The organism is Micromonospora sp. NPDC003944 (genome assembly GCF_053605225.1).
This window is the reverse complement of record NZ_JBSGIV010000014.1, coordinates 72105-97944: the sequence shown is the minus strand read 5'-3', so window position 1 is coordinate 97944 and position 25840 is coordinate 72105. Positions and strand designations below refer to the sequence as shown.

Genomic DNA, 25840 nt, shown 5'->3' with positions numbered 1-25840 from the left:
TCGTCGGGCGCGCGGTAGGCAGAGTGAAGTTCTCCCTGCCTACAGCGTCGAAAGCAGCGCAGACTTCTCGTCGTGGACACCCAGCAACTCGCGCAGTTCCTGCGCATCCGTCGCGAGGCCCTCAGCCCCGCCGACGTCGGTCTTACCGCAGCTGGGCGACGACGCACCCCCGGGCTGCGCCGGGAGGAGGTGGCCGGGCTCGCTGGCATCTCCACCGACTACTACACCCGCCTCGAACAGGACCGGGCCACAGCGGTGCCCTCGGAGTCGGTGCTGCGTGCGCTGACCCGCGCGCTGCGGCTGAGCCTGGACGAACGCGACCACCTCTACCGGCTGTCCGGGCTGAACGCGCCAGACCGCCGACGCGGCGATCAACACGTCGCCCCAGCCCTGCTGGCCGTCCTCGACCGGCTGCACGACGTGCCCGCCCAGGTAATGACCGACCTCGGCGACACCCTCGCGCAGAACCACCTCGCCCGCGCCGTTTTCGGTGACCTCACCGGTCGCACCGGCCCCGCCGCTAGCACCATCTACCGCTGGTTCACCGATCCGGCCGCCCGCTTCGGGTACCCGGCCGCTGATCACGCCAACGAGTCACAGGCGCTTGTCGCCGACCTGCGGGCCGCCGTCGGCCGCCGCGACGACAGCCCGGCCCGCACCCTCGTCGACCAGCTGCGCCACGCCAGCCCCGAATTCGCCGCGCTGTGGGATCTGCACGACGTCGCCGTACTGCGGTGCCGCCGCAAACGGATCCTGCACCCGGAGGTCGGCCTCCTCGAACTGAACTGCCAATCCCTGCTCGACGAGGACCGCACTCAAGTCCTCGCCCTGTTCTCACCAGTCGCCGGCACCGCAACCGCCGAGCGGCTCACCCTGCTCGGCCTCACCAGCCACCCTCACCCGTAACCCCGCGCCCCACCGAACGGGCGCCAACAGACAGCGCTGGGACGTGGTGGTGTCGCGGTGAGTTCAGCCTTCCTCCATCGCGACGCACCAAAACAATTTGGTACGTTTTTGAAGGATTTTGTCCGTTATTCTGCCGCTCTGGCGGAAGTCCTTCGGCGTGCCCGCCACCCGCGCCACGACCGCGGAAGAACTCACCGAACAACTGGCCAACGCCCTCGCCGAACCAGGCCCACACCTCATCCAGGCCGTGGTCCCGCCCGCCGCCTGACCACCGACCGAGCCAGGACATCTGGCAAAAGACGACGATGTACGCCCCGGACGAGCCGAGCGGCCGCACCTGGAGCCCCGCCGATCACGCGGGCGACTACGCAATTTTCGCCGATGCGGTGCCGCGCCCCGCTGACGGATGCCCTCCCTGCCCACGAATACGTCGTGATCGAGCAGACGGGGAAGCTACATGACCACCCAGACCGACATCGCCACCGCCACCACGGCCCCGATTCCGGCCCCGACCCGCTGGCAGGATCGGACCGGGCGCATTCTGATGGCGATCACGGCAGCCGCCACCCTGGTGCCGTTCGTCGAGGGCGTCACGCGCCTCGGCGACCTCTCCGACGAGCTGATCCTGACCGAATACTGGCGAACCTGCGCCTACATCGTCTTCGCCGGGATGTGGGCTCTGCTGGCGGTCGCACCACGAAAGCAGCGCGGCATGTGGGAACTCCTGCTGTTCCACAAGATCGCCGTCACCATCCAGGCCGCATTCATCCTGGACGTCCCCCACGCCGTACGCACCTTGATCGCCGACGGACTCGTTTCGCTGACCACCATCGTCGCCTACGTGCTCTGCCGTGGCTGGTACACCTGGCGCCGCGACGCGCTGGGACCAAACGACAACCGCTGATCGTAAGCGGCCCCGTCCGGGCGCACCAAGGAGACGGGTCAATCACCTGCTCTCAGGGCATTGAGCACGGCCGTCACCTCGGGGCGGGACGCGGCCGGTCGCCGGACCCCGGCAGTGATGCGTCGGGTCAGCGGCGGGCTCAGTGGTCGGGTCACCACCCGGTATCGCGGGTCCACCGCCAGTTTCGGCAGCAGGGTGATCGAGCGGCCGTTCTCCACGTGCTGCAACGCCAGCATGTAGTTGTTGAACCGACAGATCACCGTGGGCTCGAAGCCGGCCTCCCGGCACAGCCGGGTGGACAGCTCGGACATGTACGAGCCGGCGACGTCGAACGTCCAGCGCTGCTGCGCGCACGCCTCCAGCGCGACCGACTCGGCGCTTGTCAGCGGATGGTCCGGGGGCAGCACGAGCACGATCGGGTCGGTGGCGAGCGGCAGCACATGGATCTCCGGGGACAGCTCGGCGCCGGCGAAGTCGGCCGTCGTGATGATCAGGTCGACGTCGCCACGACGCAACGCCGGCATGCTCTCGTGCGGCTCCAGCTCCAGCAACACCACGCTCACATCCGGGTGTCGGGCCGCGAGACGGACAAGCGCCGGTTCGGCGAGGGCTTGCACCGCACTCTGGAACGCGGCCACGGTGACCGTGCCGGCCGGCTCGTCGGCGAGGCGGCGCAGCTCCACCTCGGCCGCGTCCATGGCTGCGAGGATCTCCCGAGCCCGGCCGGCGAGCAACATTCCGGCCGCGGTGAGCCGCACCCGCCGCCCGGTGCGTTCCAGCAGCGCGGTCCGGGTTTCCCGTTCCAGCGTCGTCAGCTGCTGCGACACCGCCGACGGGCTCAGGTTGCCGCGCTGCGCAACGGCCCGGACGGTGCCGTAGGTCGCCAGGTCGGCGAGCAGGCGCAGCCGCCACGGATTCAGCGTCATGACCGACGACTGTACGGCTTTGCTTAACAGCGACAGCGGAAATGTGCGATGGACGTGCTTGTCCGGGCTGCCTAGCGTCGGGCCATGGCTGATTCGTTCTGGTCCGACGCCGATCGTCACCTGGTCCGCTACATCGGCGCGGGTAGCTTCGTCCGTGAGATCATCGACCGCGCCGAGGGCAGTTTCGTCTTCACCGCCGACGGCCGCCGGCTGCTCGACTTCACGTCGGGGCAGATGAGCGCGATCCTCGGCCACTCTCACCCCGCCGTCGTAGCCACGATCCAGCGGCAGGCAGCCACTCTCGACCACCTGTTCAGTGGCATGCTGAGCCGGCCCGTGGTCGAGCTGGCACGCCGCCTCGCCGGCTCGCTGCCTGCGCCGCTGGACAAGGTCCTGCTGCTCACCACCGGCGCGGAGTCCAACGAGGCGGCGATCCGGATGGCGAAGCTGGTCACCGGCCGGCACGAGATCATCTCGTTCGCCCGGTCCTGGCACGGGATGACGCAGGCGGCGGCGAGCGCCACCTACAGCTCAGGGCGCAAGGGGTACGGGCCGGCGGCGCCAGGTAACTTCGCCATCCCCACGCCGAACGCGTACCGGCCCGACTTCACCCTTCCCAGCGGCGAGCTGGACTGGCGGCGTCAGCTGGAGTTCTCGTTCGAGCTGTTCGATGCCCAGTCGGTGGGCAGCCTGGCGGCGTGCGTCGTCGAACCGATCCTCAGCTCCGGCGGGGTGATCGACCTGCCGCCGGGATACCTTCTGGCGCTGCGCGACAAGGTGCACGAGCGGGGCGGGCTGTTGATCCTCGACGAGGCGCAGACCGGTCTGTGCCGCACCGGTGAGTGGTACGCGTTCCAGCGTGACGACGTCGTACCGGACATCCTGACGCTGTCCAAGACGCTCGGCGCCGGCCTACCGCTGGCCGCGGTGGTGACCAGCCCAGAGATCGAGCAGACCGCGCACGAGCGCGGCTTCCTCTTCTTCACCACGCACGTCTCGGACCCGCTGGTGGCCGCGGTCGGCAACACGGTCCTGGACGTGCTGGAGGCCGACCGGCTCGACGAACAGGCGGCGCAACTGGGCTCGTACCTGCGGAAGGGCCTTGAGGAGATCAGCCAACGGCACCCGGTGGTCGGCGACGTGCGGGGTCGCGGGCTGCTGGTCGGGCTCGAGCTGGTCAGCGACCGGGAGTCGAAACGACCGGCCGACGCGCTGGGGTCGGCAGTGACAGGGCGTTGCCTGGAGTTGGGCCTGCACATGAACGTGGTGCAGCTGCCGGGCATGGGCGGCGTCTTCCGCATCGCGCCGGCGCTCACCTCCAGTCACGCGGAGCTGGACCTGGGTCTGGAAATCCTCGACCACGCACTCGCCGACGTGGTGCCGCAGTTCATGCCGTGATGAATCGGCCAGGCATCACGCCCGTCCATGACCGTGCCAGACAGCCGGAAACGCCTTTCTCCGATTGATGTTCGCTGCGTAGGATCTCCGGCGATCAAGGGGGATGAAACGGTGGGCGATTTCCATCAGTTCGTGGCGGATGTGACGTCGCGTCTGTCCACGATGTCCAGGGGTGAGTTGTACGTCGCCGGCGACGGTCTCGACCGGGACTCGCTCTGGCTCACCTTTCTCGATTCCTTCCCCGCCGGCACCAATCCGCGGTTTCGTGAGCGATCCGAGTACGACTGCTCGACCTGCCGCGGTTTCATCAAGCACTTCGGCAACGTCGTCGAGATTCACGACGGGCGGGTCCGTACCGTCTGGTCCGGGGTGTCGGCATCCGACCCGGTCTTCTCCGTCGTCGCCGCCGCTCTGGACGAGTTCGTTCTGACGTTGCCGCTGTCCACCATCTTCCGGTCCAGTCAGGCGCAGTACGGAACGAAGACCACCCGAACGCTGCGCGACGGGCAGGTCGAGGTGTGGCAGCACCTGCACGGCCGGGTGGAGAAGCGGCATCGCACCGAGGACGTCGGCGCGGCACAGGGCGACTTTCACGCTGCGGTACAGGTGTTCCAGCGTGGCCTGGCCGAGCTGACCCGGCCCGCGTTGGACACCGTCGTCGATCTCGTCGACGACAACGCCCTCTACCGCGGCGCTGAGCATCGCCGGGCGCTGACCGAGTTCCGCTCGCTGCAGAACCGGTGGACCAAGGCGACCGACCCACGCGCCTTCGTCTTCGCCAACGCCACGAACCCGGCGGCCCGGTTCCGCAACACGGTGATCGGCACCCTCGTCCAGGATCTCTCCGCCGGCGTCGACCTGGAGCAGGCGGTCCGGTCGTTCGAGGCGAAGGTGGCGCCGCAGAACTACCAGCGCCCGACGGCGTTGATCACCCCGGGCATGGTCAAGGCCGCCATGAGGACCATTGCCGAGCTGGGCATCGAGGAGTCGTTGCAGCGACGGTTCGCCCGGCTGTCCGACGTGTCGGTCACCAACGTGCTGTGGGTCGACAACGACGCCCAGGCACAGATGAAGGACGGCATCGAAGGGCTGCTCATGCAGGCGGCCACCACCCGGTCGTCAGGTGCGTTCCTTCGCGACGCCACGCCGGAGGAGATTCCCGTGGTCTCCTTCATGAAGGACATCCTGCCCGGCGCCGCCACCATCGACCTGTGGGTCGCCAACACCTCCGAGCCGCACCTCGTCAGCCTCACCACCGGCCAGCGCCCGGATGCTCCGCGGTTGTTCAGGTGGGACAACGACTTCGGCTGGTCGTACGGCGGCAACGTCACCGACTCGATCAGGGAGAAGGTCAAGCGGGCCGGCGGCAACGTCACCGGCAAGCTGCGGGTGAGCCTGTCCTGGTTCAACCACGACGACCTGGACCTGCACGTGTACGAACCCAACGGCGACCACATCTGGTACCAGGAGAAGCGCAACAAGCTGGACGTCGACATGAACGCCAGCGGGCCGCTCTCCCGTGAGCCGGTGGAGAACGTCACCTGGGCCAACCGTGTCCCCGACGGTGAGTACCGGATCGAGGTGAACCAGTACCGCAAGCGGGACAGCGCCCAGGTCGGCTTCGTGATCGAGACCGAGAGCGACGGGAAGATCGAGCATTACAGCCACGAGCGCGCGGTCGGCAACAAGGAGACCGTCGAGGTGGGCCGGATGACGGTTGCCGCCGGGGTGATCACCGCCTTCCGGCCGGGTAAGGACATGCAGCCGGGCAGTGCGAGCAAGGAGCTGTGGGGCATCACCACCGAACAGTTCGTTCCGGTGTCCACAATCATGTACTCGCCGAACTACTTCGACGACAACGAGGTCGGCAACCGGCACTACTTCTTCATCCTCAAGGGGTGCGTGAACGACCAGCCGACGCGGGGGATCTACAACGAGTTCCTCCGCAGCGACCTGCAACCGCACCGCAAGGTGTTCGAGGTTCTCGGCGACCGTACCAAGTGCGAGCCGTCTCCGGATCAGCTCTCCGGCCTCGGCTTCAGCTCCACGGTCCGCAGCTCCGTCGTTGCCAAGGTGACCATGACCGGCGGCCGGCGCCGCCTCGTCAGCATCCAGTTCTGATTCCCTACCCGAATATTGCAGAGAGGCTGCCGTGACCATTTTCGAGAAGGCCACACGGGAGAAGTTCCGCTATCCGTCGGCCAAGGGACTGCTGACCACGGAACAGCTGTGGGAGCTTCCGCTGACCGCCAAGTCCGGCTTCAGCCTCGATGACGTGGCCAAGGCGGTCAACGCCGAACTCAAGGCCGTCGACACCGAGTCGTTCGTGGCTACCGAGGCCAATCCGGCCAAGGCAACTCTGGAGACCAAGCTGGAGGTCGTCAAGCACGTCATCGCCGTCCGCCTCGCGGAAGACGAGGCGGCGAAGGCGGCGGCGGCCAAGAAGCTGGAGAAGGAGAAGCTGCTGGCGGTCCTGGGCCGCAAGCAGGACGCGGCCCTGGAAAACCTGACCGAGGCAGATCTCCTGGACCGAATCAACAACCTGTAGTCCGCCGAGATCAGCGTCTGCCAGTCGGCCCGCACCTCGTCGGCCCATGAAACGACATCGCGGATGATGGGATCTTTGGCGGATGATGGACGGTGCGCGTCATGAGCTGGACCGGATGCGGAGTTCCTCGGCCCTGTGGCAGGAGCTGCGCTACGAGCGGGCCACCGATGCCGAGGGTTATGACCACGACGGCCACGCGGCTCGGCGGGCGCTGGTGTTGTGGGCGTTGCAGTACGACAGGCGAGTAGAGGATCTGCCGCTGGTGCGGTGGTTGGCCGAGCAGGAGGCGGTGTGCCGACGTGCGGCACCGTTCCAGGGGCTGAGTGAAGAGACCGAGCTGGCCGGCTTCCTGCTCGCCGAGCACCAACGCGTACCGGACGTATGGCTGCACTGGGAGATCAAGCGGGCCAACTTCGACACCTGGTGTGGCTACGACATCGAGCACCTGGTTGCCGCCGGGGTGCAGGTCACGCTGGACTTCGTACGCGACAGCGAGCACGCCGACAGAGAACCGGTGTTGGAGCGCTTGCTGGACGACGCAGGCCAGCAACTCGTGTCCGAGGACGGTGTGGCGGAGTGGTTGCAGTGGAAGCGGTCGAGTTTCCCGGTCGACCCGGCCGCCGAGGACCCGCTCCGGTGGGTGCACCGGGCCACACTGACTGGCGACGTTGAGCTCGCTCACCAGTGGCTGGCACGCTGGGCATCCGGTCGCCAGCGAGACCAAGCCACGCTGAGCCAGCTTCGATACCAGTTGGCCGATCTCGGCGCGTTCGCCGAAGCAGCCAAGGTCCAGCGGGAGAGCCTGGCGTACGCCGACAATCCGTGGGACACCGCCTCAGAATGGCAGGCCCTGGCGCAGCTGGAGCGCCAGGCCGGCGGACACGACGCCGCCTGGGAGGCGCTGTGTGAGTGCCGTCGGGCCCTCGACGGCGTGGCCGGCTGGACGGCGGTGGGCCTCGGTCGGATGTACGTTCAGGAGCTGTTCCTCCTGGCCGGCGCCGCCGACGGTGAGTTGGCCAGGGTGGTGTTCACCGAGGCGGACAGCCAGGCGCTGCACGTTCCCGGATTGCCTCTGGTCACTCTGCAGGCCGCCGCCGAGGCCGCTGACAAGATCGCTGACCAGGCCAGGGCGGAGCACTACCAGGAGCTACGCGACACCGAGCGGCGGCGCATCGACGCCGAGATGGGCCGGATCTGACCCCGACGTACGCCTGGGCATTGCGCAGCCTGATCCGCGGCGCCTGCTGGCGGACATACCGCAGCGCCGCCATCCTGTCCCCCACGCTGAACAAGGACGCACCTGTACTGCTGCAGATACACGTCAACTCATCGATCTGACCCACCAGCATCGTGCCGACGTCACCGGAACGCAGGTACTCGACGGCCTGCCAGCAAGGGCCTCGACGAGCGCGACAGCATGTCAGCGTCGTCCGCCGCACCCGGTGGGTGCTGATCCATGGCGGGGTGGGCCTGGTCATGTTCTGCCAGGAGCCCGGTCTTGGCTTTATCCCGCTTGGCGGCGCCTGAATACCGATGCCGGGGGTGCCAACCGCACCACGGGCGGCAGCGGCGAGACATCCGGGGAGGCTTGGAACGCCGAGATGGCGAGTGCGGCGAAGCGCCGGGAGGCGGTGACCTGGGTAGTCGGCGAGGCCGCGTGGATGCCACTGTTGGCCATGAGTACCAGGAGGACGTCGTCCAGGACGAAGTCGGGACGCAGGCGGCCCGTTTCTTTGGCGCGGCGGGCCAGTTCGTCGATCGCGGTGAGCGCGTATTCGCGGCGCGCTTCGAAATCAACCGCCTTGGGAAAGGTCGAAATGAGGGTTGCGGTAAAGCCTCGGTCGCGTGCCTGCAGTTCACACATTTTTTCGATCACGAGACAGAAACCGTGCCACGGGTCCAGATCAGCAAGGCCCTCGTCGACAATGGCACGACACGCGTACATCTGTTCCGCGAATGCCTCGGTGACCAGCATCTCCTTGGTCGGGAAACGGCGGTAGAGGGTGGCCGGTGCGACCCCGGCGCGCCGGGCAACCTCCCGCATGGGCACGTCCAGACCGTCAGCGGCGAAGACCGCGCGGGCGGCCTCGAGGATACGTTCGCGGTTGTCCAGGGCGTCGGAGCGAAGCGCGTGAGGCAAACGATCGGTCACGGCTCTCACTTTAGCGAGGCGGACGGCGGCCTGCGTTAGCGTCCGTTCGCATGAGGGCTTTGCAATTTTCGAAGTACGGTCCGGCGAGTGTCCTTGCGGTCTCGGAGGCACCGGAACCGCACGCCGGACCCGGCCAGATACGGGTGGCGGTTCGGGCCTCGGGTGTCAATCCGGCCGACACATACGTCCGCGCCGGCCAATTCCAGGACTGGATTCCGCTCCACCTGCCGCACGTGCCCGGTGTCGACGCCGCCGGCGTGGTCGATGAGGTCGGCGACGGGGTGACCACCGCTCGCATAGGCGATGAGGTTTTCGGGATAACTGACTACGCCCAGATGGGCGGAGCAAACGCCGAATACGCCGTCTTGGCCGCGTGGGCACTGAAGCCGGACGCCCTGACCTGGGAGCAGGCCGGCGGCGCGGCGGGGAACATCGAGACGGCCACCAGAGTACTCGACCTGCTGGGCGTCAAGGACGGCACCACGCTGTTGATCGAGGGCGCGGCCGGCGGCGTGGGTACGACCGCGATCCAACTCGCGGTCGCTCGCGGCGCGGCCGTCATCGGCACGGCCAGCGAGCGTAACCATGACTTCGTCACCTCACTCGGGGCGATCCCGACCACCTATGGCCCCAGACTGGCCGAGCGGGTCGACACGATGGCGCCCAGCGGAGTCGATGTCGTACTCGACTGCGCCGGCTCTGGTTCTCTACCCGATCTGGTCCGCCTGGTCGCGAGCCCGGACAGGGTGGTGAGCATCGCCGACATCAACGCCACGGCATACGGCGTGCACCTGTCGCGCGGTTCTGGCCCCGGCGCGGACACACCGGCTCTCGAAGGAATCGCTGCCGCCGGCGAACTCGCCGTACGGGGTCGTTTCACAGTTCCGGTCGCCGCCGTGTTCTCTCTGGAAGAGGGGAGCGTCGCCCATGAGTTGAGTGAGTCCCGCCACGCGCGGGGCAAGATCGTGCTGCTGCCGTAGTGATGACAGGCGGTACCGCCACAGCAGCAAGCGCCCCCGGATCCCCCTGTCAGGGATTCGGGGGCAGTGGGTTGTGTCGACATTGTTGGTGCGTGGCGCTGCGGGCGTGTCGGCTGCCTGGAGTTCTACGGTGCCCGTATGCCCTCCGACCCCCAGGAATTCACCGCTGGTCTCCCGCGTAAGCGGATGGCTGCCGGGCTGTTGATCACCGATTCGCAGGATCGGGTTCTGCTGGTCGAGCCGGCGTACAAGGCGGACTGGGAGATTCCCGGAGGGAGTGTCGAGGCCGGCGAGTCGCCGTGGCAGGCGTCGGTGCGGGAGTGCCGCGAAGAGCTCGGCGTGAGCCTGACGCCGGGTCGGCTGCTCGTCGTGGACTGGGTGCCGGTCCGTGATGGCCGCACCGACGGTGTGATGCTCGTCTTCGACGGCGGTGTCCTGGACGCGGTTCAGGCCCAGCGGATCGTCGTGCCACCCGCCGAGTTGAAGGGTTGGGCGTGGTCTACCCCGCCGCAGACGCGCCAGCGGTTGCAGCCGTTGCTGGCCCGCCGCGTCGCCGAATGCCTCCAGGCGCGTGCCGACGGGTCGACCCGCTACCTCGAAGACGGCGTGCCGGTGTCCTGATCTCGACCCGCCGCATCCCAGCAACGCCCCGAGGCTCGTCGTGTCGGGCCGGCTGCCCACCTGATGATCGTTCGAGGAGGAGATGTCCTCGTGGCACCCGAAAGCAGGACGACCGAGGCGTTGACGGCGCAGGACGCGACGACCTGCTGACGGCAGAACCAAGAGCAACCCCAGACATTACGGTCGCGTGGCGGACGGTGCGGAAGACGTGTTTCCTCGGCCCGGACCGGAGCACCGCGCACCGCGATCCCCGGCCCGACCACAAAACCTCTCGATTCGACCGAGGGGGATCAACCACAATGCCACCGTGGAACGCGAGCATTTGGTGAAGCTGAGCAAACGGATGTCGAAGGCCCTCCGGCACAGTCCCGACCGGGCCGGCCTGATACTCGACCCGGCCGGTTGGACACCTGTCGACGTTCTGCTCGCCGCCCTGCGGATCGACCGGGCCGAGCTGGACGAGGTCGTCGCCGGCAACGACAAGCAGCGGTTCGCCGTCGAGCGTGGCACCGACGGGGTGCTGCGGATCCGGGCCAACCAGGGCCACTCGGTCCCAGTGGACCTCGGGCTACCCCCGGCGACCCCACCGGACCTGCTCTATCACGGCACCAGCACCGGCGCGCTGGAGTCGATCCGGGCCACCGGCCTGCACCGCGGGGGCCGGCACCACGTCCATCTCTCCGCCGACACCGACACCGCCTACCGGGTCGGCGCCCGACGGGCCGGTCGAGTCGTGATCCTCACCATCGACGCGGCGGCGATGGCCGCCGACGGGCACGTGTTCTACCGCAGCGCCAACGGCGTCTGGCTCACCGACGCGGTCCCTGCCAGCTACCTGCTCGACTGAGCCCTGGCCCGGCCCGGGCCGCCGTTCCGCAGAGATGCGGTGACCTCACTGCGGCAGGCCCTGGCCGACCGAGAAGCCGAGGTGCGCCCCGCCGGACGCGTCGATCACCTGGCCGGTCACCCAGCGTGCCGCCGGAGAGGCGAGGAAGGCGACCACGTCCGCGACGTCCGCCGGCTCTCCGACGCGACGCAGGGCCGACAGGCCGGTCACGGCCTCGCGGAGCGCCGGCTGGGCGTCGAACCACGCGAGGTTGGCCTGGGTGGCGGTGGTCCCGGGCAGTACCGCGTTCACCGTGATACCCCTGGCGCCGAGTTCCTGCGCCAACGTGACGCTGAACGTGTTGATCGCGCCCTTCGTCATGGAGTACGCCAACGTGTCGGGTATCGCGACCCGGGTGGCGATTGACGAGATGTTGACGATCCGGCCGCCGTCCCGAAGCCGGTCCAACCCACGTTGAACCACGAAGAACGGCGCCTTGACGTTTATCGCGAACAACTCGTCGAAATCCTCCGGCCGAGCGGTGGCGAGCGTCGGCGTGGCCCCGCCGACCGCGGCATTGTTCACCAGCACGTCGACGCCGGGCCGTACGCCGCGCTCGGCCAGCCCGGCCTCCACGGCCGCCCAGAGCCGATCGGCGTCACCCGCGACGCCGAGCCGCGCGCCGACCGCGAACGCCGCGCCACCCGCCTCGGCGATCTCCGCGACGGTTTCCTCGGCGGCCGACCCGTTTGTGCCGTAGTGAACCGCGACCAGCGACCCGTCCGCGGCGAGCCGCTTGGCGATCGCGCGACCGATGCCCCGGCTCGCGCCGGTGACGAGACTGGTGGTGCCGTCGAGTGTTCTCATGTCTTCCCCCTGCTTCTCGGATGTGCAGCAGGACCGACGATTCGCCCCGGTTGTCCGCCCCCGCAACGGACTGAGAGACTGCGGCGTCGGGTTGCCGCACTTCCGCACGCTGGGCACGCGCCGCGCGTACGCTCGATCGATGCGCCTGGACGCCGAGGAGAAGCGGCTCCGCATCCTAGCCGCGGCCCGGCAGGCCTTCGCCGAGAAAGGCGAGGACGTGACGGTGGCTCGGATCGCCCGCCGCGCCGGGGTGTCCGTCGCCACCGTCTACCGGCGTTTCCCCACTCGAGATCGCCTCATCGCCGACGCCTACGCCGACCAGTGGAGCGACTGCGCGGCCATGCACACCGCAGCCCTGCACGACCCGGATCCGGCGCGTGCACTGCGGGAGCTGATCCGTACGCTCTGCGCGTACCAGTTGCGGGACCGAGGTTTCACCAGGGCGTACGTCGACGCGGTGATCGCCGGGCACGGGCTCGACCATGAGCGGCAGGAGACGGAACGGGTCATCGCCCGGCTGCTGGAGCGGGCGCGGGCGGCGGGCACCGTCCGCGCCGACCTGACCGTCGCCGATTTCCGGCTGCTGATCGCCGCCCACCACGGCGTCGTCTTGGCCGCTGGCCCCGATGCCGTGGCGGACTCCCAGCGCTATCTCGCACTGATGCTGCGCTCGCTTCAACGCTGAGGAGCCGGGTATGTCCGCGGAGGAGCTGACGAGCCAGCAGGCGCACCGCCGAGCGCGGTGTCGAAGATGTCGGTGGCGGCCGAGTGGGCGCCAGCGGTCCTGAGCAGATCTGCTGTTGGTGAATGGTCGCCTCGTAGCGCCCAGTCCAGTGGCGAGTAGCCGGTTCCTCGGTCTTCGCGAAGGTTCGGGTCTGCATCGTGGGCGAGAAGTTCTTGCACGACGTCGGTATGTCCCCAGGCCGCCGCAGCGCAGAGGGGCGTTCCCTCTTGGCCGTGCCCGCTCTCGGTGTCCGGCGTAGCGCCGGCGGCAAGGAGAAGCCGCACGAGATCGACCGCGCCATGCACGGAAGCCTGGTAGAGCGGGGTCGTGCCCTCGCGGTCGGCCGCGTTGGGGTCCGCTCCGGCGCGCAGGAGGGCGCTGGCGGCCGTTGCGTCTTCGCGGAGCACCGCCTCCATCAGGCGCTTGGCGCGTTTCTTTCGCTGTCGCTTGTTCACGGTCTTCAGGGTAGGCAAGTCCTGCAGTTCGGCGGGCGGCACCTTCAGGGCCGCCCGCCGATCGCGACGACGTGGAGTGTGGCCTGGTAGCGCACCGCGAGTTGTCGAGCCTGGTGGCCACGGCCACGGCCACGGCCACCGCCCCGGTGGCGTTTGAGTTGGTTGATGCCGCACTCAACGGCCTACCACCCGCCAGCCGCGTCCCCAACCTCACGGTCAGTACGCCTAGCCCTCGTCGTCGCCGCCCTCCTCGTCGTCACCGCCGAAGGAGTCGAAGCCCTCTTCGGCGACCATTCCTCCGGCGAAGCCGAGTGCGGCGCCGCCGACCACACCGGCGGCCATCGCGCCCATGCCGGGTCCCCGTCGCTCGTGGTGCTCCTCGTGGTGCCCGCCGCCGTGGTGGCCGTAGGCCGCGTGACCGTAGCCGGGTGGCGGGGGCGGCGGCGGGTAGCCGCCCGGCGCACCGTAGCCGTGGACGGACCGGCGTCGGTGGGTGTCCGTCAGCGGCTTCCCGGGGCGGATGTCTACCGACCAGCGCGCAGCTCATCAAGGACCTGCAAAGCCTCGCAGGTGCCGGTGCTGACCACTTCGAGCACGCTGAAGAGATCGCCCGGCAGGGCGACGAACTGCTACCGCTGCTGCCCACCTGAGGCTGCGGGACGGGAATTCATCGATCCTGGCGATGTGGACGGTCGATGGCCAGGCCAGGCTGGTCTGAGTAGGCGGGAATCACTGCGACGCGCACGTTGTGGGTCACCGGCTGTAGCAGTTCGGTGGCGACAGCTCGGGCGTACTGGGCGTGCGTGAGATGAGCTGTTGCGTGTTGACGAGTGATGGGCTCGACGACCAGTCGGTATCCTTGCTCAACCGCCGACTCGTGTGGCGTTCCGAACCCGGCCGGGGGGACCAGGATCGCCCAGTCGAGTGTGGTGCCAGCGAGCGCGGGCAGTTGCCGGGCGTGCGCCTGGGCGAACGGTGTGAGTTCGGGCGGAAACAGGCTCGGGTCTTCCATGAACATCCCGCCCGTGTCGAGCCGCAGTGTGGCGGTCAGACCGACCGCGACAAGGCGTCGACGCGTGCTGTGCCAGTGGGCGTCGACGCCCGCGATGATGTTGGCGTAGTAGTCCAGGTCGAAGCCGTCGAATGAGGGAGGCGGTGCCGTGAACGGTGTGACGGCCAGCACGATGGCGTCGACGGTGCCGAGTGTGTCCGCCAGAGCCTCGGGGTGCTGAGCGTTCCCTTGGACTACGTGCAGCCGCGGATGGTGCGGCAGGTCGTGTCGGGTTGGTTCGCGGGACACGGCGTTGACGTGGATGTCCTGCTGGAGCAGCGCGGCCGTGACGGCAAGTGGACCGCGATGATCGTGCTGTGTCTGGAGAGTGGACCGCGACGCTTCGGCGTTCTGCGCCGTCATCTGCGACCGATCAGCACCAAGGTGCTCGCCGAGACGCTGACCGCGATGGGACGTGACGGCCTGGTGTGGCGCTGCCCAGTCGAGGGCGCCGACGATGGCGGCGTGGAGTACGGGTTGACACCACTCGGTCGCACCCTGCTCGACGTCATCACGCACACGCGTGACTGGGCCCGCACCCATCTCGGCGAGCTGGTGCGTGCGCGGGACGCGTTCGATCAGGCCGCCACGGCAGCCGGATCACCAGGAACCTTGGTCAGCGCATCCGGTCGAGCTGTCAGGCGTACGAGGGCCGGCTCGGCTCCAGCAACTCGGTGATGCGGCCACGGTCGAGGACTTCGATGAGTGCGCGGGTACCGCGTTCGACCTTGACCGCTATCTCCTCTGGATGCAGAGGGATCAGTGCGAGCAACGCGATTCGACTGCCGCCGCCGACGTCGATCGTCCCGGCCTCTGGCGGCACCCGCAGCATCGGCGTGACGACGACTCCGGCGAACGGAGTGTCCGTAGCGTACGGCTGCGCGGGATCGCCGTTCGGCACGGAATGCCATTCGCCGATCCAGGTGCCGTACTCGTGCGGCAGCCGAGCTACCTGCTTGAGGATCCGCAGCGGCCACCCGGTGTCGTCACCGAGCCCGGCTGCCTCGGTCAGCGGGAAGTCTGCCGGCAGGCTGAGCATCAGTTCGGCGTACGGGCTGATGTCGTGGCCCTCCGGGACCGTCATCGGCAGCTCACTCATCCCAGAAGTGATCAGCGTCCGGTACGGGCGTTCCTCGGTCGGGCCCACGACATAGACATGCACATTAACCAGGTGCGAGGCGATCTCGTGGTAGACGAACTCGACGGGCCCGAAGTGTTCCCCGATGTGTCGGTCGATAGCGTCGGCGAAGGCCTGCTGCGTCCCCTGCGCTGGTACGAACCCGTCGTGCAGCGACTGATGACGGAGGACTCCCGACCCGCGCGACTCGTCCATGGCGACGCAGCCTATGCAACGCCCCCTCTGCCTTCAACTCGTCCCGACCAGACAGGACGCTGCCGCCTCGGTCGGCACCGCCGGTTACGAGGTTCAGCCAGTTGAGCGGTTGACCACCTGCCGCCACCTCATGCGGTGCCGGACGGGCCGTTCGCTGACCCTCTCGGCGATCGCCCGGCCCAGCTCCGCCGTCGTGCCGGTGCCGTGTAGGTCGGGGGTCAGCGGCGCCTGTCCGGGCCCGTACGCCAGGACGTCCTCGACCGCGCCGAGCAGGTGGGCGGCGGCCTCGGGGTGGCCGAGGTGCTCCAGCATCATCGAGCCGCACCAGATCTGACCGATCGGATTGGCGATGCCCTTGCCGGCGATGTCGGGTGCGGAGCCGTGCACGGGCTCGAACAGGCTCGGGTGTTCACGCTCAGGGTTGATGTTGGCGCTCGGGGCGATGCCGAGTGTGCCGGTGCAGGCCGGGCCGAGGTCGGAGAGGATGTCGCCGAACAGGTTGCTGGCCACGACCACGTCGAACCACTCCGGATGGAGTACGAACTGCGCCGCGAGCGCGTCGATGTGGAACTTGTCGAGGCGGACGTCCGGGAACCGCTCGCCCATCGCGGCCACCCGCTCGTCCCAGTACGGCATGGAGATGGAGATGCCGTTGCTCTTGGTGGCGGACGTCAGGTGCCGTTTCGGGCGACGGTGGGCCTGCTCGAAGGCGAAGCGCAGGACTCGGTCGACGCCGACACGGGTCATGATCGTCTCCTGTAGGACGGTTTCCCGGTCGGTGCCCTCGAAGATCCGCCCACCCACGCTTGAGTACTCGCCCTCGGTGTTCTCCCGGACGACGACGAAGTCGATGTCGCCCGGGAGCCGGCCGGCCAGGGGGCTGCGGACGCCCGGCATGAGCCGGCAGGGGCGCAGGTTCACGTACTGGTCGAAGACCCGCCGGAACTGCAGGAGGCTGCCCCAGAGCGAGACATGGTCGGGTACGACCTCCGGCCAGCCCACCGCGCCGAAGTAGATGGCGTCGTAGCCACGAAGCGTCTGTTCCCAGTCGGGCGGCAGCATTGTGCCGTGCCGCTGCCAGTAGTCGGCGCTGGCGAAATCGAAGCTGTCGAAGGTGAGCGTCAGGCCGAAACGGCGTGCAGTGGCGTGCAGCGCGTCGAGGCCGGCCGGGACGACCTCCTTGCCGATGCCGTCACCGGGAATGACGGCGATCTGGTGGGTGGTCACGGCACATCTCGAAGCGCTGCGAGGCCGCCCTGCGAGTCCTCGAGTGCGATGCGCTCCGCGGCGGCGGAGTCCCCCGCACGTAGTGCCCGGACGAGCGCCCGGTGGCTGCTGTATCGCTCCAGACCGAACGTGTCGTCCTCCGCCACCCGTTGCAGAAGCAGCTCGCGGCGCTGCGGGCGGGAGAACACGCGGCTCTGCTCGAGCATCCGGACCAGCACCGGGTTGTGCGCGCAGGCGCTGACCGTGTCGTTGAACTGCTGCATGGTGTCGAGCAGCTCGGTGAGGTGCCGCTCGACCGGCCCGCCCTGCGCGGACCGCTCCTTGAGAAGGATCAGCAGGTCGTCGGCGCGGTCGAGCATGGCGTCGAGCGCGTCGAGCTGCTCGGCGGTGGCGTGTCGGGCGGCGAAGCGGGCGACGAGGCCACGCAGGCCGACCTCCACCTCCGCGAGGTCGTCGATGGCGGCGTCGCGGATGGCGGCGACCAGCACGGTACGCGGCCCGATCCGCTCGATCAGCCCGTCGAGCTCCAGCCGACGCAGTGCCTCGCGGACCGGTGTCGGGCTGACCGCGAGCCGCTCGGCCATGCCGCGCTCGGTGACTTTCTCTCCCGGCGCGAGCTCGCCGGTGGCGATCGCGGTGCGAACTTGTCGGTACGCCTGATCGGCGAGCGTCCCGGCTGTCGTCATGACCGCACTCTAGCGCATGACACAGCAAGCTCGTATGCAACTGTTGACGAGTTTGCTACAGCAATTTAACGTGACCCGCGACACAAGGAGGTGGACGTGTGTCCAACCGGCGGATCACGTTCTTCATAGCCCTCGCACTCTTCGCCCAGGAGTCGACCTGGAACTTCTATGACAATCAGGTGCCAGTGCTGCTGCGCGAGCATGTGGCGAGCGCGGCGCTCGTGGGCGCGCTGATGGGGATGGACAACCTGCTGGGAATCTTCATCCAGCCCTGGATCGGCAACCGCTCCGACAACACCCGGACCCGGTGGGGACGGCGCATCCCGTACCTCGCGGTGGGCATGCCCCTGGCCGCGCTGGTCTTCGTCCTCCTGCCGTGGACCACGTCGCTGGCCACGCTTGTCGTGGTGATGTTCTGTTACGCGCTGATCGCCAACACCACACGACCGCTTGCGGAGTCGTTGGTGCCGGACTTCCTGCCCCCGCAACGGCGCAGCCGGGCGAACGCCGTCGTGAAGATCGCGACCGCCCTGACCATCATCGTCGCGTCGCTGATCAGCCTGCTCGTGGTGGACGAGCATCCCAGGGCAGCCTTCGTCATCCCGTCGGTGATCATGCTGGCCGCCACGTTCGTGCTGCTGGCCAACGTGCGCGACAGCCGGTCGGCGGCCTACCAGGCCGCGGTGGCCGAGGAGGCCTCCCCCGGCCCCGCCGCGGTCAGCCAACCGCTGCGGCAGATCGTCGCCGGCCTGTTCACCGACCAGGACCGCCGCCGGCTCCTGCTGCTGCTGACCGTCCTGCTCTTCGGCGGGGCATGGTTCGCCTCACGGTCGCTGATCACCCCGTACGGCATGGAAGCGCTAAGCCTGAGCCGCGGCGAAGCGGGCGGGCTCACCCTGCCCAGCGGCATCGTCTACGTGGCTGCCGCCTATCCGGCCGCGCTGCTGGCCGACCGCTTCGGACGGCTGCGGATCATCGCCGTGGGCATCGCCGTCTTCGCCGTCGCGCTGGCAGCGGGCACCGTCGTGCAGACCGCCACCGGTACGGTCGTCGCGTTCTGCGTGGCCTCGGCCGGCGCCGCCGCCTTCACGATCAACGCGGCGGTGGCGCTGTGGAACCTGGCGCCGTCCAGCCGGGTGTTCGGCGCCTACACCGGCCTGTACGCGGTCACCTGGTACCTGGGCGGCTTCGGTGGCCCTGCCCTGATCGGCGCGGTGGTCGACCTCGTCGGCTGGGACGGGATGCTGCTCTACATCGCCGTGCTCGCCCTCCTCGCCATGCTCGTCGTCGTACGTCTCGAACGCCTGCAGCGTGTGCACCGGGCCGTCACCCTCACCGGAAGCGAATGATGTCGACAATCCTCATCACCACTGACTACCTCGCCCCCGGCGACGAGGTGGACACCTACCTGACCGGGCTCGGCTTCACGACGCGGCACGACCCCATGCGGGGACCACGCCGGCCGGAGCAGCTGATCACGGCCCTGGACGGCGTCGAGGGGGCGCTGATCGCCAACGAGCCGATGAGCGCGGAGGTGCTGCGCCAGGCATCGGACCTGCGCGCCGTCGTGCGTACCGGAGTCGGGTACGACTCCGTCGACGTGGCCGCCGCCTGTCGTCTCGGGATCAGCGTGAGCAACCTGCCCGGGATCAACGCCAACGCGGTGGCCGAGTACACCATGGGGTTGCTGCTCGCCCAGGCACGGTGCCTGGTGCCGATGGCCGCCGGGGTGGCCGCCGGCGGCTGGCCCCGCACCGACGGCCACGAGCTGCGCGGCAAGACGCTCGGCCTGATCGGGCGGGGCGCGGTGGCCCAGCAGGTGGCGCCACTGGCCGCCGCCTTCGGCATGACGGTGCTGTGCACCGGCAGCCTGCCCGCGCCGGTCAACCGAGTCACGCTCGACGAGTTGCTGCGCGACGCCGACTTCGTGTCGGTCCACACCGCACTGACCCCGCTCACGCGCCATCTCATCGACAGCGCGGCGTTGGCCCGGATGAAGCCGGGTGCCCACCTGATCAACACCGCACGCGGGCCGCTCGTCGACGAGGCAGCCCTGGTCGAGGCGGTCCGGTCCGGCCGGCTGGCAGGCGCCGCCCTCGACGTGGTGGACGTGGAGCCCCTGCCCGCCGACAGCATCCTGCGCGGCGTGGCCGGCATCACTGTCTACTCGCACATGGCCGGGCAGACTGCCGAGGCCCGGCTGGCCGCAGGGATTGAGGGCGCCAAGGAACTCGTCGCCGCCCTCGACGGCCGGCCCGCCCACTCGCTCACCCAACCAAAGGAGCCGGCATGACCACCAGGACAGCGGACGCGGACGTGATGGTGATCGGCGCGGGTCTCGCCGGCCTGGTGGCCACCGCCGAACTCGTCACCGCCGGCCGATCCGTCCTGCTGCTCGACCAGGAGCCCGAGCAGAGCCTCGGCGGCCAGGCGTTCTGGTCGTTCGGCGGTCTGTTCCTGGTCGATTCGCCCGAGCAGCGCCGGATGGGCATCCGCGACTCGACCGACCTCGCCTGGCAGGACTGGCAGGGCAGCGCCGGTTTCGACCGCCCCGAGGACGCGTGGCCACGGCGCTGGGCCGAGGCGTACGTCGACTTTGCCGCAGGTGAGAAACGCGCGTGGCTGCGGGGCCTCGGCGTCAAGATGTTCCCCATCGTGGGCTGGGCCGAACGCGGGGGCTACGACGCCACCGGGCACGGCAACTCGGTGCCCCGCTTCCACGTCACCTGGGGTACCGGGCCGGGCCTGCTCGAACCCTTCATCGCGATCGTGCGGGAGGCCGCCGGACGCGGCCTCGTCCGGTTCGCCTTCCGGCACCGGGTCGACGCACTGACCATCAGCGACGGCGCGGTGGTGGGCGCCACGGGCCGGGTCCTGGAGCCCAGCGACGCCGCCCGCGGCACCGCCAGCTCGCGGGAGGAGATCGGCGACTTCGCCTACACCGCGCAGGCCGTCATCGTCACCTCCGGCGGCATCGGCGGCAACCACGACCTGGTCCGCCGCAACTGGCCGGCACGGCTCGGTACGCCGCCCACGCACATGATCAGTGGTGTGCCCGCCCATGTGGACGGCCGCATGTTGGCCATCACGCAGGACGCCGGCGGCGCCGTGATCAACCCCGACCGGATGTGGCACTACGTCGAGGGCATCCAGAACTGGAACCCGATCTGGGACGCGCACGGCATCCGGATCCTGCCCGGACCATCCTCGGTCTGGCTCGATGCGCGCGGACGACGGCTGCCAGTGCCGCTCTACCCCGGATTCGACACCCTCGGCACGCTCGCCCACCTGCGCACCACCGGCCACGACCACAGCTGGTTCATTCTCACTCAGAAGATCATCGAGAAGGAGTTCGCGCTCTCCGGCTCCGAGCAGAACCCGGACCTGACCGGTCGCAGCGTCAAACAGGTGCTCGGCCGCCTCCGTGCCGGCGCACCGGCGCCGGTGGAGGCATTCAAGCAACAGGGCGCCGACTTCGTCGTGGCCAACCGGTTGGACGAGCTGGTGAAGGGCATGAACGCGCTCACCGACGAACCTCTGCTGGACGCGCTCGACATCCAGCGCACGATCGAGGCACGCGACCGGGAGCTGGCCAACAGCTTCACGAAGGACATGCAGATCGCCGCCATCCGCAACTTCCGAAACTACCGGGGCGACCGGCTCATGCGGACTGCGGCGCCGCACCGGATTCTCGACCCGAAGGCCGGGCCGCTGATCGCCGTGCGCCTGCATGTGCTCACCCGCAAGACCCTGGGCGGCCTGCACACCGACCTCGACGGTCGGGTGCTGGACGGTGCCGGCCAGCCGGTGTCCGGGCTCTACGCCGCCGGCGAGGCCAGTGGGTTCGGTGGTGGCGGCATGCACGGCTACCGCGCGCTGGAAGGCACGTTCCTGGGCGGCTGTCTCTTCTCCGGCCGCCAGGCCGGCCGCGCCGTGGCCAGCACCGTCGGATGACCGGCTCGTACCCGCGAAATGAGGAAACTGTGACTCGCGACTGCGTACGCATTCTCGTGCCCTCGGGCATGCTCGGCTCGGGATTCCCGCCCGAGATCGTTGACCGTGGGCTGGAACTCGGCGCCGACGTCATCGCTCTGGACGGAGGGTCCACCGACTCCGGGCCGTACTATCTGGGCACCGGCACGGCCAAGACCACCGCCGCGGGCGTGGCGCGCGACCTTCGCCTACTGCTCCGGGCGGCGGCGAAGGCGCGCATTCCGCTGATCGTCGGCTCGTGCGGCACCAGCGGCACCGACTCCGGCGTGGACTGGGTCGCCGGGATCGCCCGCGGCATCCTGGCCGAGGAAGGGCTGGACCTGCGGGTCGCCACCATCTACAGCGAGCAGCGGGCCACCGACCTCAAGGACCATCTCGACAGGGGCCGGATCCACCCACTCCCGCCGGCCGGCGACCTCGATCCGGCGACGTTGGACAGCTGCCAGCACATCGTCGCGATGATGGGCCATGAGCCGATCGCCGAGGCGCTTGCGGGCGGAGCCGACGTGGTACTGGCCGGGCGCGCCACCGACACCGCCCTGGCCGCCGCCTTCCCGCTGATGGCCGGCATGCCGGCCGGCCCGACCTGGCACGCCGCCAAGATCATCGAGTGTGGCGCGCAGTGCACCACGAACCCGCGCTCCAGCGGGGTCTTCGCCACCATCGACGCCACCGGCTTCACCATCGAGCCGCTCGACCCGGCCGTCGCCTGCACGCCCACCTCGGTCGCGGCGCACATGCTCTACGAGACCGCCGACCCGTTCTCGATGCGGGAACCCGCCGGAACGCTGATGGTCGCCGACGCCACCTACCGGGCCCTGGACGAGCGACGGGTACGGGTGGAGGGCTCCCGTTTCGAGCCCGCCCCGTACACGAACAAGCTTGAGGGGGCCCGGATCACCGGCTACGAGACAATGTCGTTCACCGCCATCCGCGACCCGCACATCCTCGGCCAGATCACCACCTGGGCACAGCTGCTGCGCCGGGTCACCACGGATCGGGTCGCCCAGACGCTCGGGCTCAGCGCCGACGACTACGCCTTCGACATCCGCCTGTACGGCTACGACGCCGTACTGGAGGCACAGGACCCGGACACCCGGACACCGCGCGAGGTCGGCGTGATGCTCCTGGTCAACGCCGTGGATCAGCAGACGGCCACCGCCGTCGCGAAGATCGCCAATCCGCTCATGCTGCACCTGCCCACGCCCGACATGGACTACCTGCCCAGCCTCGCGTTCCCCTACTCCCCCGCAGAGACCGAGCGCGGCGCGACGTACGAGTTCGTCCTCAATCACGTCGTCGACGTGGACTCGCCCACCAGCCTCTTCCGCATCCACCTCTCGGAGGACAGCGATGTCCGATAAGGCCCACCCCCGCACCGTCGCCGACCTCGCGCTTGAGGTTCGGTCGAAGAACGCCGGCCCGTTCTGGGTGACGATGGAGCTGTTCATGCGCGACACTGCCGGGTACGCCGTGGTAGCCGACCCGGGCTTCCTGGACGCGCCGCTGATCGCGCGCCTCTACGGCGTACCGGCTGACGCCATCCGCATCTTCCGGATACCGGCGCTGAACGTCGTCAAGATCTCGTTCCCGCGCCCCGTGGCGCAGGGCAGCCTGCGCGACCGCGACATCCACGCCGGGCAGCACCATGTGCCCCTGGCCATGCTCCCGCTGCCGGAGTCGCACTGAGACCAGTGCCAACCGGGTCAGCGGGAATGCTGGGCCTGAACAAACCGCCGCAGCTGAGGAACCCCGGGCGTAGGCGTCGTTTCTGCCTACGCCCGGGGAGCTGGTAACCCCTAAGCCTGCTCGATGTCCGAGAACAGCCCCTTGAACGTGACCTGCGTACCCACGAGGGTGCCGAAGACATCAGCGGCAACGGTTGTCGCGACTGCTGCGGAGGCGTCTTCGTAGCTGTCGAAGTAGAGGTCGAGCGTCCGGTACGCGGGGGTGGCGGTGCCATCCTCCTTCGGCCACACTTTCGCCGACTCGAGTCGCCGCAGCTTCGGGAACGTCGCTGCGGCAGCCTTCACGTCCGCGTAGGCCCGCTCGAAGTCGTCGGGGCTAGCAGGGTTATCGATGATGATCGTGATCTTGGTGGGCAAGGGACTCTCCTCAAAGTGGAAAGATTGTTCGGTGCATTTCGGACAAAAATAGCGCCGCCGACCTGAATTCAGCGGCCGTAGGTCTCCAACAGCCGCAGCCACACCTCACTGACGGTCGGGTACGCCGGAACCGCGTGCCACAGCCGATCCAGCGGGACCTCGCCGACAATGGCGATGGTGGCGGCGTGAATCAGTTCCGCCACGTCCGGGCCGACAAGGGTGAAGCCGACGATCACCTTCCGGTCCTCGTCGACGACCATTCGGGCGTGTCCCCGGTAGCCATCGGCGTGCAGGGAAGCTCCAGCGACGGCCCCAAGGTCGTAGTCGACGACTCGGATCCGTAGCCCGGCCGCCTCGGCCGCAGCCGCGGTCAGGCCGACCGACGCGATCTCCGGGTCGGTGAAGACCACCTGCGGCACCGCACGCTCGTCGGCCGTCGCCACGTGCCGGCCCCACCGACCGTCCTCGACTCTCTCGCCCTTCGCCCGGGCCACGATCACGTCGCCGACCGCCCGCGCCTGGTACTTGCCCTGATGGGTCAGCAGCACCCGCCGGTTCACATCGCCCGCCGCATAGAGCCACTCGCCGCCGCCGACGACGCGCAGGGTGTCGTCGACCGCCAGCCAGCCGCCAGGCGCCAACCCGATGCGGTCGAGGCCGATGTCCTGGGTGTTCGGCGTACGACCGACCGCCACCAGCACCTCGTCAGCCTCGACCCGCTCGTCGGAGGCGGTCCTGATGTGGACGGTTCCGCTGTCGTCGCGGTTGACGGCGACGGCCTCCGCGCCGAGGCGTACGGACACACCGGCCTCGCGCAACGACTCGGTGACCAGTTCACCGGCGAACGGCTCCGCCGACGGCAACAGGCCATCGCGGGCCAGCACCGTCACCGACGACCCGAGGGCGGCGTACGCGGTCGCCATCTCGGCCGCCACGACGCCACCACCGATGATGGCGAGCCGACGGGGAACCGAACTGGCCGAAGCGGCCTCGCGGCTGGACCACGGCGCCGACTCACGCAGCCCCGGGATGTCCGGCAACAGGGCGCTGCTGCCGGCCGCGACGACCACGGCGTGCCGCGCGGCCAGGCGCGTGGTGACACCGTCGACGCCTGTCACCTCGACAACGCGGGCAGAACTGATCCGCCCCTGACCGCGGTGCAGCGCGATGCCGGCCGACTCCAGCCACGAGACCTGCCCGTCGTCCTGCCAGTGCGAGGCGAAGGAGTCGCGCCGGCCCAGCACCGCGGCCGCGTCCAGGTCTCCCGTCACCGCCTCACGAGCACCCGGCAGTTGGCGAGCCGCGCGCACCGCGGATGCACTGCGCAGCAACGCCTTGGTCGGCATGCAGGCCCAGTAGGAGCACTCGCCGCCGACCAGCTCCCGCTCGACGATTGCGGCGGTCAGCCCGCCCTGCACGACCCGGTCGGCGACGTTCTCCCCGACCGGGCCGGCACCGATCACGACGACGTCGTACTCGATGGTGGTCATGTCAGTTGCCCTTCGCGGCGCGGCCGAGGCGGATGGCCGCGATGAGGAAGAAGATGGCGCCGGGGATGGCGTAGCCGGCAGCGTTGGTCAGCGACGGGTTGTCCGCGGAGGCTCCGGCGATGAAGGACCCACCGGCCAGCACCGAGATGCCACCACTGATGATCATCGGCCACTGCCCGCCCATCTTCCGACGAGTGACACCAACGACCAACTGGACCAGACCGGCGACGATCGCCCAAGCACCCCACACCCGCAGGACAGCGGGAACACCGGACGCGCCTGCGATACCCACACCGACGGCCGTGACCAGGCTTACCGCGATGTTCACGTACAGCAGGGCGGGCGAGCCGGTCCGCGACGAACGGAGGTCGTAGATGGCGGCGCCCACGTCGAACAGCGGGTAGAGCACGAACAGCGCCACCGCGAGCGGACTGATCTCCTTGGCGGTGGCGATCGTGACGCCAGCCCAGACGATGGCGAACGCGAAGCGGACGAAGTACAGCCGCCGCAGCGCGGAAGCCGTCTGGGAGATACCGGGCGAAGCAGCAATGGTGGTCACGGGTGACCCTTTCAGCGGAGGGGTTGGTAGACCGATCGTTCTGTCTTGTCCAGCATGACAGGCTCAACCCGGATCGTCAAGACCGAACG

Annotated in this window: 29 protein-coding genes; 17 read left to right on the top strand and 12 right to left on the bottom strand. The window is 69.0% G+C overall.

Annotated elements, in window-relative coordinates:
• Nucleotides 1-72 precede the first annotated feature (72 nt).
• From ACWER9_RS09845 to ACWER9_RS09835, 3 genes are all read left to right on the top strand, one after another.
• Nucleotides 73-906, top strand: a complete 834-nt coding sequence (locus ACWER9_RS09845; protein ID WP_452301444.1) for a helix-turn-helix domain-containing protein — start codon at nt 73-75, stop codon at nt 904-906.
• 118 nt (nt 907-1024) lie between these two features.
• Nucleotides 1025-1174: a hypothetical protein gene (locus ACWER9_RS09840; protein WP_452301443.1), complete on the top strand. Its 150-nt coding sequence runs from the start codon at nt 1025-1027 to the stop codon at nt 1172-1174.
• Between the two features lie 189 nt (nt 1175-1363).
• Nucleotides 1364-1810: a hypothetical protein gene (locus ACWER9_RS09835; protein ID WP_452301442.1), complete on the top strand. Its 447-nt coding sequence runs from the start codon at nt 1364-1366 to the stop codon at nt 1808-1810.
• A 38-nt stretch (nt 1811-1848) separates the two neighbouring features.
• On the opposite strand, the gene ACWER9_RS09830 is transcribed toward ACWER9_RS09835, so the two are convergent.
• Nucleotides 1849-2736: a LysR family transcriptional regulator gene (locus tag ACWER9_RS09830; protein WP_452301441.1), complete on the bottom strand. Its 888-nt coding sequence runs from the start codon at nt 2734-2736 to the stop codon at nt 1849-1851.
• 84 nt (nt 2737-2820) lie between these two features.
• On the opposite strand from ACWER9_RS09830, the gene ACWER9_RS09825 reads away from it, so the two are divergent.
• From ACWER9_RS09825 to ACWER9_RS09810, 4 genes are all read left to right on the top strand, one after another.
• Nucleotides 2821-4134, top strand: a complete 1314-nt coding sequence (locus ACWER9_RS09825; RefSeq protein ID WP_452301440.1) for an aspartate aminotransferase family protein — start codon at nt 2821-2823, stop codon at nt 4132-4134.
• A 111-nt stretch (nt 4135-4245) separates the two neighbouring features.
• The gene (locus tag ACWER9_RS09820) at nt 4246-6255 is read left to right on the top strand and encodes a hypothetical protein (RefSeq protein ID WP_452301439.1); all 2010 of its coding nucleotides are present in this window, start codon (nt 4246-4248) and stop codon (nt 6253-6255) included.
• Between the two features lie 31 nt (nt 6256-6286).
• On the top strand, nt 6287-6682 hold the full coding sequence (locus tag ACWER9_RS09815) for a hypothetical protein (RefSeq protein ID WP_452301438.1): 396 nt from the start codon (nt 6287-6289) through the stop codon (nt 6680-6682).
• A gap of 115 nt (nt 6683-6797) precedes the next feature.
• A complete protein-coding gene (locus ACWER9_RS09810) occupies nt 6798-7880 on the top strand; it encodes a hypothetical protein (protein ID WP_452301437.1) in 1083 nt (360 codons plus the stop codon).
• Nucleotides 7881-8186: 306 nt separating this feature from the next.
• On the opposite strand, the gene ACWER9_RS09805 is transcribed toward ACWER9_RS09810, so the two are convergent.
• A complete protein-coding gene (locus tag ACWER9_RS09805; protein ID WP_452301436.1) occupies nt 8187-8834 on the bottom strand; it encodes a TetR/AcrR family transcriptional regulator in 648 nt (215 codons plus the stop codon).
• 50 nt (nt 8835-8884) lie between these two features.
• Between ACWER9_RS09805 and ACWER9_RS09800 the strand changes: the two genes are divergently transcribed.
• From ACWER9_RS09800 to ACWER9_RS09790, 3 genes are all read left to right on the top strand, one after another.
• Nucleotides 8885-9814, top strand: coding sequence for an NADP-dependent oxidoreductase (locus ACWER9_RS09800; protein WP_452301435.1), 930 nt, complete (start codon nt 8885-8887; stop codon nt 9812-9814).
• Nucleotides 9815-9952: 138 nt separating this feature from the next.
• On the top strand, nt 9953-10435 hold the full coding sequence (locus ACWER9_RS09795; protein WP_452301434.1) for an NUDIX domain-containing protein: 483 nt from the start codon (nt 9953-9955) through the stop codon (nt 10433-10435).
• Nucleotides 10436-10742: 307 nt separating this feature from the next.
• Nucleotides 10743-11282, top strand: a complete 540-nt coding sequence (locus ACWER9_RS09790) for an RNA 2'-phosphotransferase (protein WP_452301433.1) — start codon at nt 10743-10745, stop codon at nt 11280-11282.
• 45 nt (nt 11283-11327) lie between these two features.
• On the opposite strand, the gene ACWER9_RS09785 is transcribed toward ACWER9_RS09790, so the two are convergent.
• Nucleotides 11328-12128, bottom strand: a complete 801-nt coding sequence (locus ACWER9_RS09785) for an SDR family oxidoreductase (RefSeq protein ID WP_452301432.1) — start codon at nt 12126-12128, stop codon at nt 11328-11330.
• 139 nt (nt 12129-12267) lie between these two features.
• Here ACWER9_RS09785 and ACWER9_RS09780 point away from each other — a divergent pair, with 139 nt between their 5' ends.
• Complete coding sequence (locus tag ACWER9_RS09780; protein WP_452301431.1) at nt 12268-12813, top strand: TetR/AcrR family transcriptional regulator; 546 nt, start codon at nt 12268-12270, stop codon at nt 12811-12813.
• On the opposite strand, the gene ACWER9_RS09775 is transcribed toward ACWER9_RS09780, so the two are convergent.
• The 3 genes from ACWER9_RS09775 to ACWER9_RS09765 all read right to left on the bottom strand — a co-directional run bounded on the left by ACWER9_RS09775 (nt 12804) and on the right by ACWER9_RS09765 (nt 14721).
• On the bottom strand, nt 12804-13307 hold the full coding sequence (locus tag ACWER9_RS09775) for an ankyrin repeat domain-containing protein (RefSeq protein ID WP_452301430.1): 504 nt from the start codon (nt 13305-13307) through the stop codon (nt 12804-12806). The two genes, ACWER9_RS09780 and ACWER9_RS09775, sit on opposite strands and share 10 nt — an antisense overlap.
• Before the next feature lie 225 nt (nt 13308-13532).
• A complete protein-coding gene (locus ACWER9_RS09770) occupies nt 13533-13658 on the bottom strand; it encodes a hypothetical protein (RefSeq protein ID WP_452301429.1) in 126 nt (41 codons plus the stop codon).
• Nucleotides 13659-13974: 316 nt separating this feature from the next.
• Nucleotides 13975-14721 (bottom strand): NAD(P)-dependent oxidoreductase, encoded by a 747-nt coding sequence (locus ACWER9_RS09765; protein WP_452301428.1) that lies wholly within the window; start codon nt 14719-14721, stop codon nt 13975-13977.
• Here ACWER9_RS09765 and ACWER9_RS09760 point away from each other — a divergent pair.
• On the top strand, nt 14665-15036 hold the full coding sequence (locus tag ACWER9_RS09760; protein ID WP_452301427.1) for a winged helix-turn-helix transcriptional regulator: 372 nt from the start codon (nt 14665-14667) through the stop codon (nt 15034-15036). The genes ACWER9_RS09765 and ACWER9_RS09760 overlap by 57 nt on opposite strands.
• Here the strand turns inward: ACWER9_RS09760 and ACWER9_RS09755 are convergent.
• From ACWER9_RS09755 to ACWER9_RS09745, 3 genes are all read right to left on the bottom strand, one after another.
• Nucleotides 14996-15691, bottom strand: a complete 696-nt coding sequence (locus ACWER9_RS09755; protein ID WP_452301426.1) for a suppressor of fused domain protein — start codon at nt 15689-15691, stop codon at nt 14996-14998. The genes ACWER9_RS09760 and ACWER9_RS09755 overlap by 41 nt on opposite strands.
• 93 nt (nt 15692-15784) lie before the next feature.
• Nucleotides 15785-16918 carry a tartrate dehydrogenase gene (locus ACWER9_RS09750; RefSeq protein WP_452301425.1) on the bottom strand — a complete coding sequence of 378 codons (1134 nt, stop codon included), beginning with the start codon at nt 16916-16918 and terminating at the stop codon, nt 15785-15787.
• A complete protein-coding gene (locus ACWER9_RS09745; protein WP_452301424.1) occupies nt 16915-17604 on the bottom strand; it encodes a GntR family transcriptional regulator in 690 nt (229 codons plus the stop codon). Before ACWER9_RS09745 ends, ACWER9_RS09750 begins: the two co-directional genes overlap by 4 nt.
• 98 nt (nt 17605-17702) lie before the next feature.
• Between ACWER9_RS09745 and ACWER9_RS09740 the strand changes: the two genes are divergently transcribed.
• The 5 genes from ACWER9_RS09740 to ACWER9_RS09720 are packed head-to-tail and all read left to right on the top strand — an operon-like array spanning nt 17703 to nt 23286.
• Nucleotides 17703-18953, top strand: coding sequence for an MFS transporter (locus tag ACWER9_RS09740; RefSeq protein WP_452301423.1), 1251 nt, complete (start codon nt 17703-17705; stop codon nt 18951-18953).
• Nucleotides 18953-19897: an NAD(P)-dependent oxidoreductase gene (locus ACWER9_RS09735; RefSeq protein WP_452301422.1), complete on the top strand. Its 945-nt coding sequence runs from the start codon at nt 18953-18955 to the stop codon at nt 19895-19897. Before ACWER9_RS09740 ends, ACWER9_RS09735 begins: the two co-directional genes overlap by 1 nt.
• On the top strand, nt 19894-21558 hold the full coding sequence (locus ACWER9_RS09730; protein ID WP_452301421.1) for an FAD-binding dehydrogenase: 1665 nt from the start codon (nt 19894-19896) through the stop codon (nt 21556-21558). Before ACWER9_RS09735 ends, ACWER9_RS09730 begins: the two co-directional genes overlap by 4 nt.
• A gap of 29 nt (nt 21559-21587) precedes the next feature.
• Nucleotides 21588-22961 carry an acyclic terpene utilization AtuA family protein gene (locus tag ACWER9_RS09725; RefSeq protein ID WP_452301420.1) on the top strand — a complete coding sequence of 458 codons (1374 nt, stop codon included), beginning with the start codon at nt 21588-21590 and terminating at the stop codon, nt 22959-22961.
• Nucleotides 22951-23286: a DUF4387 domain-containing protein gene (locus ACWER9_RS09720; RefSeq protein ID WP_452301419.1), complete on the top strand. Its 336-nt coding sequence runs from the start codon at nt 22951-22953 to the stop codon at nt 23284-23286. The genes ACWER9_RS09725 and ACWER9_RS09720 overlap by 11 nt, the downstream gene beginning before the upstream one ends.
• 110 nt (nt 23287-23396) lie before the next feature.
• Here ACWER9_RS09720 and ACWER9_RS09715 read toward each other — a convergent pair whose 3' ends face one another.
• The 3 genes from ACWER9_RS09715 to ACWER9_RS09705 all read right to left on the bottom strand — a co-directional run bounded on the left by ACWER9_RS09715 (nt 23397) and on the right by ACWER9_RS09705 (nt 25751).
• Complete coding sequence (locus tag ACWER9_RS09715; RefSeq protein WP_452301418.1) at nt 23397-23702, bottom strand: hypothetical protein; 306 nt, start codon at nt 23700-23702, stop codon at nt 23397-23399.
• Nucleotides 23703-23770: 68 nt separating this feature from the next.
• Nucleotides 23771-25192, bottom strand: coding sequence for a dihydrolipoyl dehydrogenase family protein (locus ACWER9_RS09710; RefSeq protein ID WP_452301417.1), 1422 nt, complete (start codon nt 25190-25192; stop codon nt 23771-23773).
• A gap of 1 nt (nt 25193) precedes the next feature.
• Nucleotides 25194-25751, bottom strand: coding sequence for a hypothetical protein (locus ACWER9_RS09705; RefSeq protein ID WP_452301416.1), 558 nt, complete (start codon nt 25749-25751; stop codon nt 25194-25196).
• Between the last annotated feature and the right edge of the window lie 89 nt (nt 25752-25840).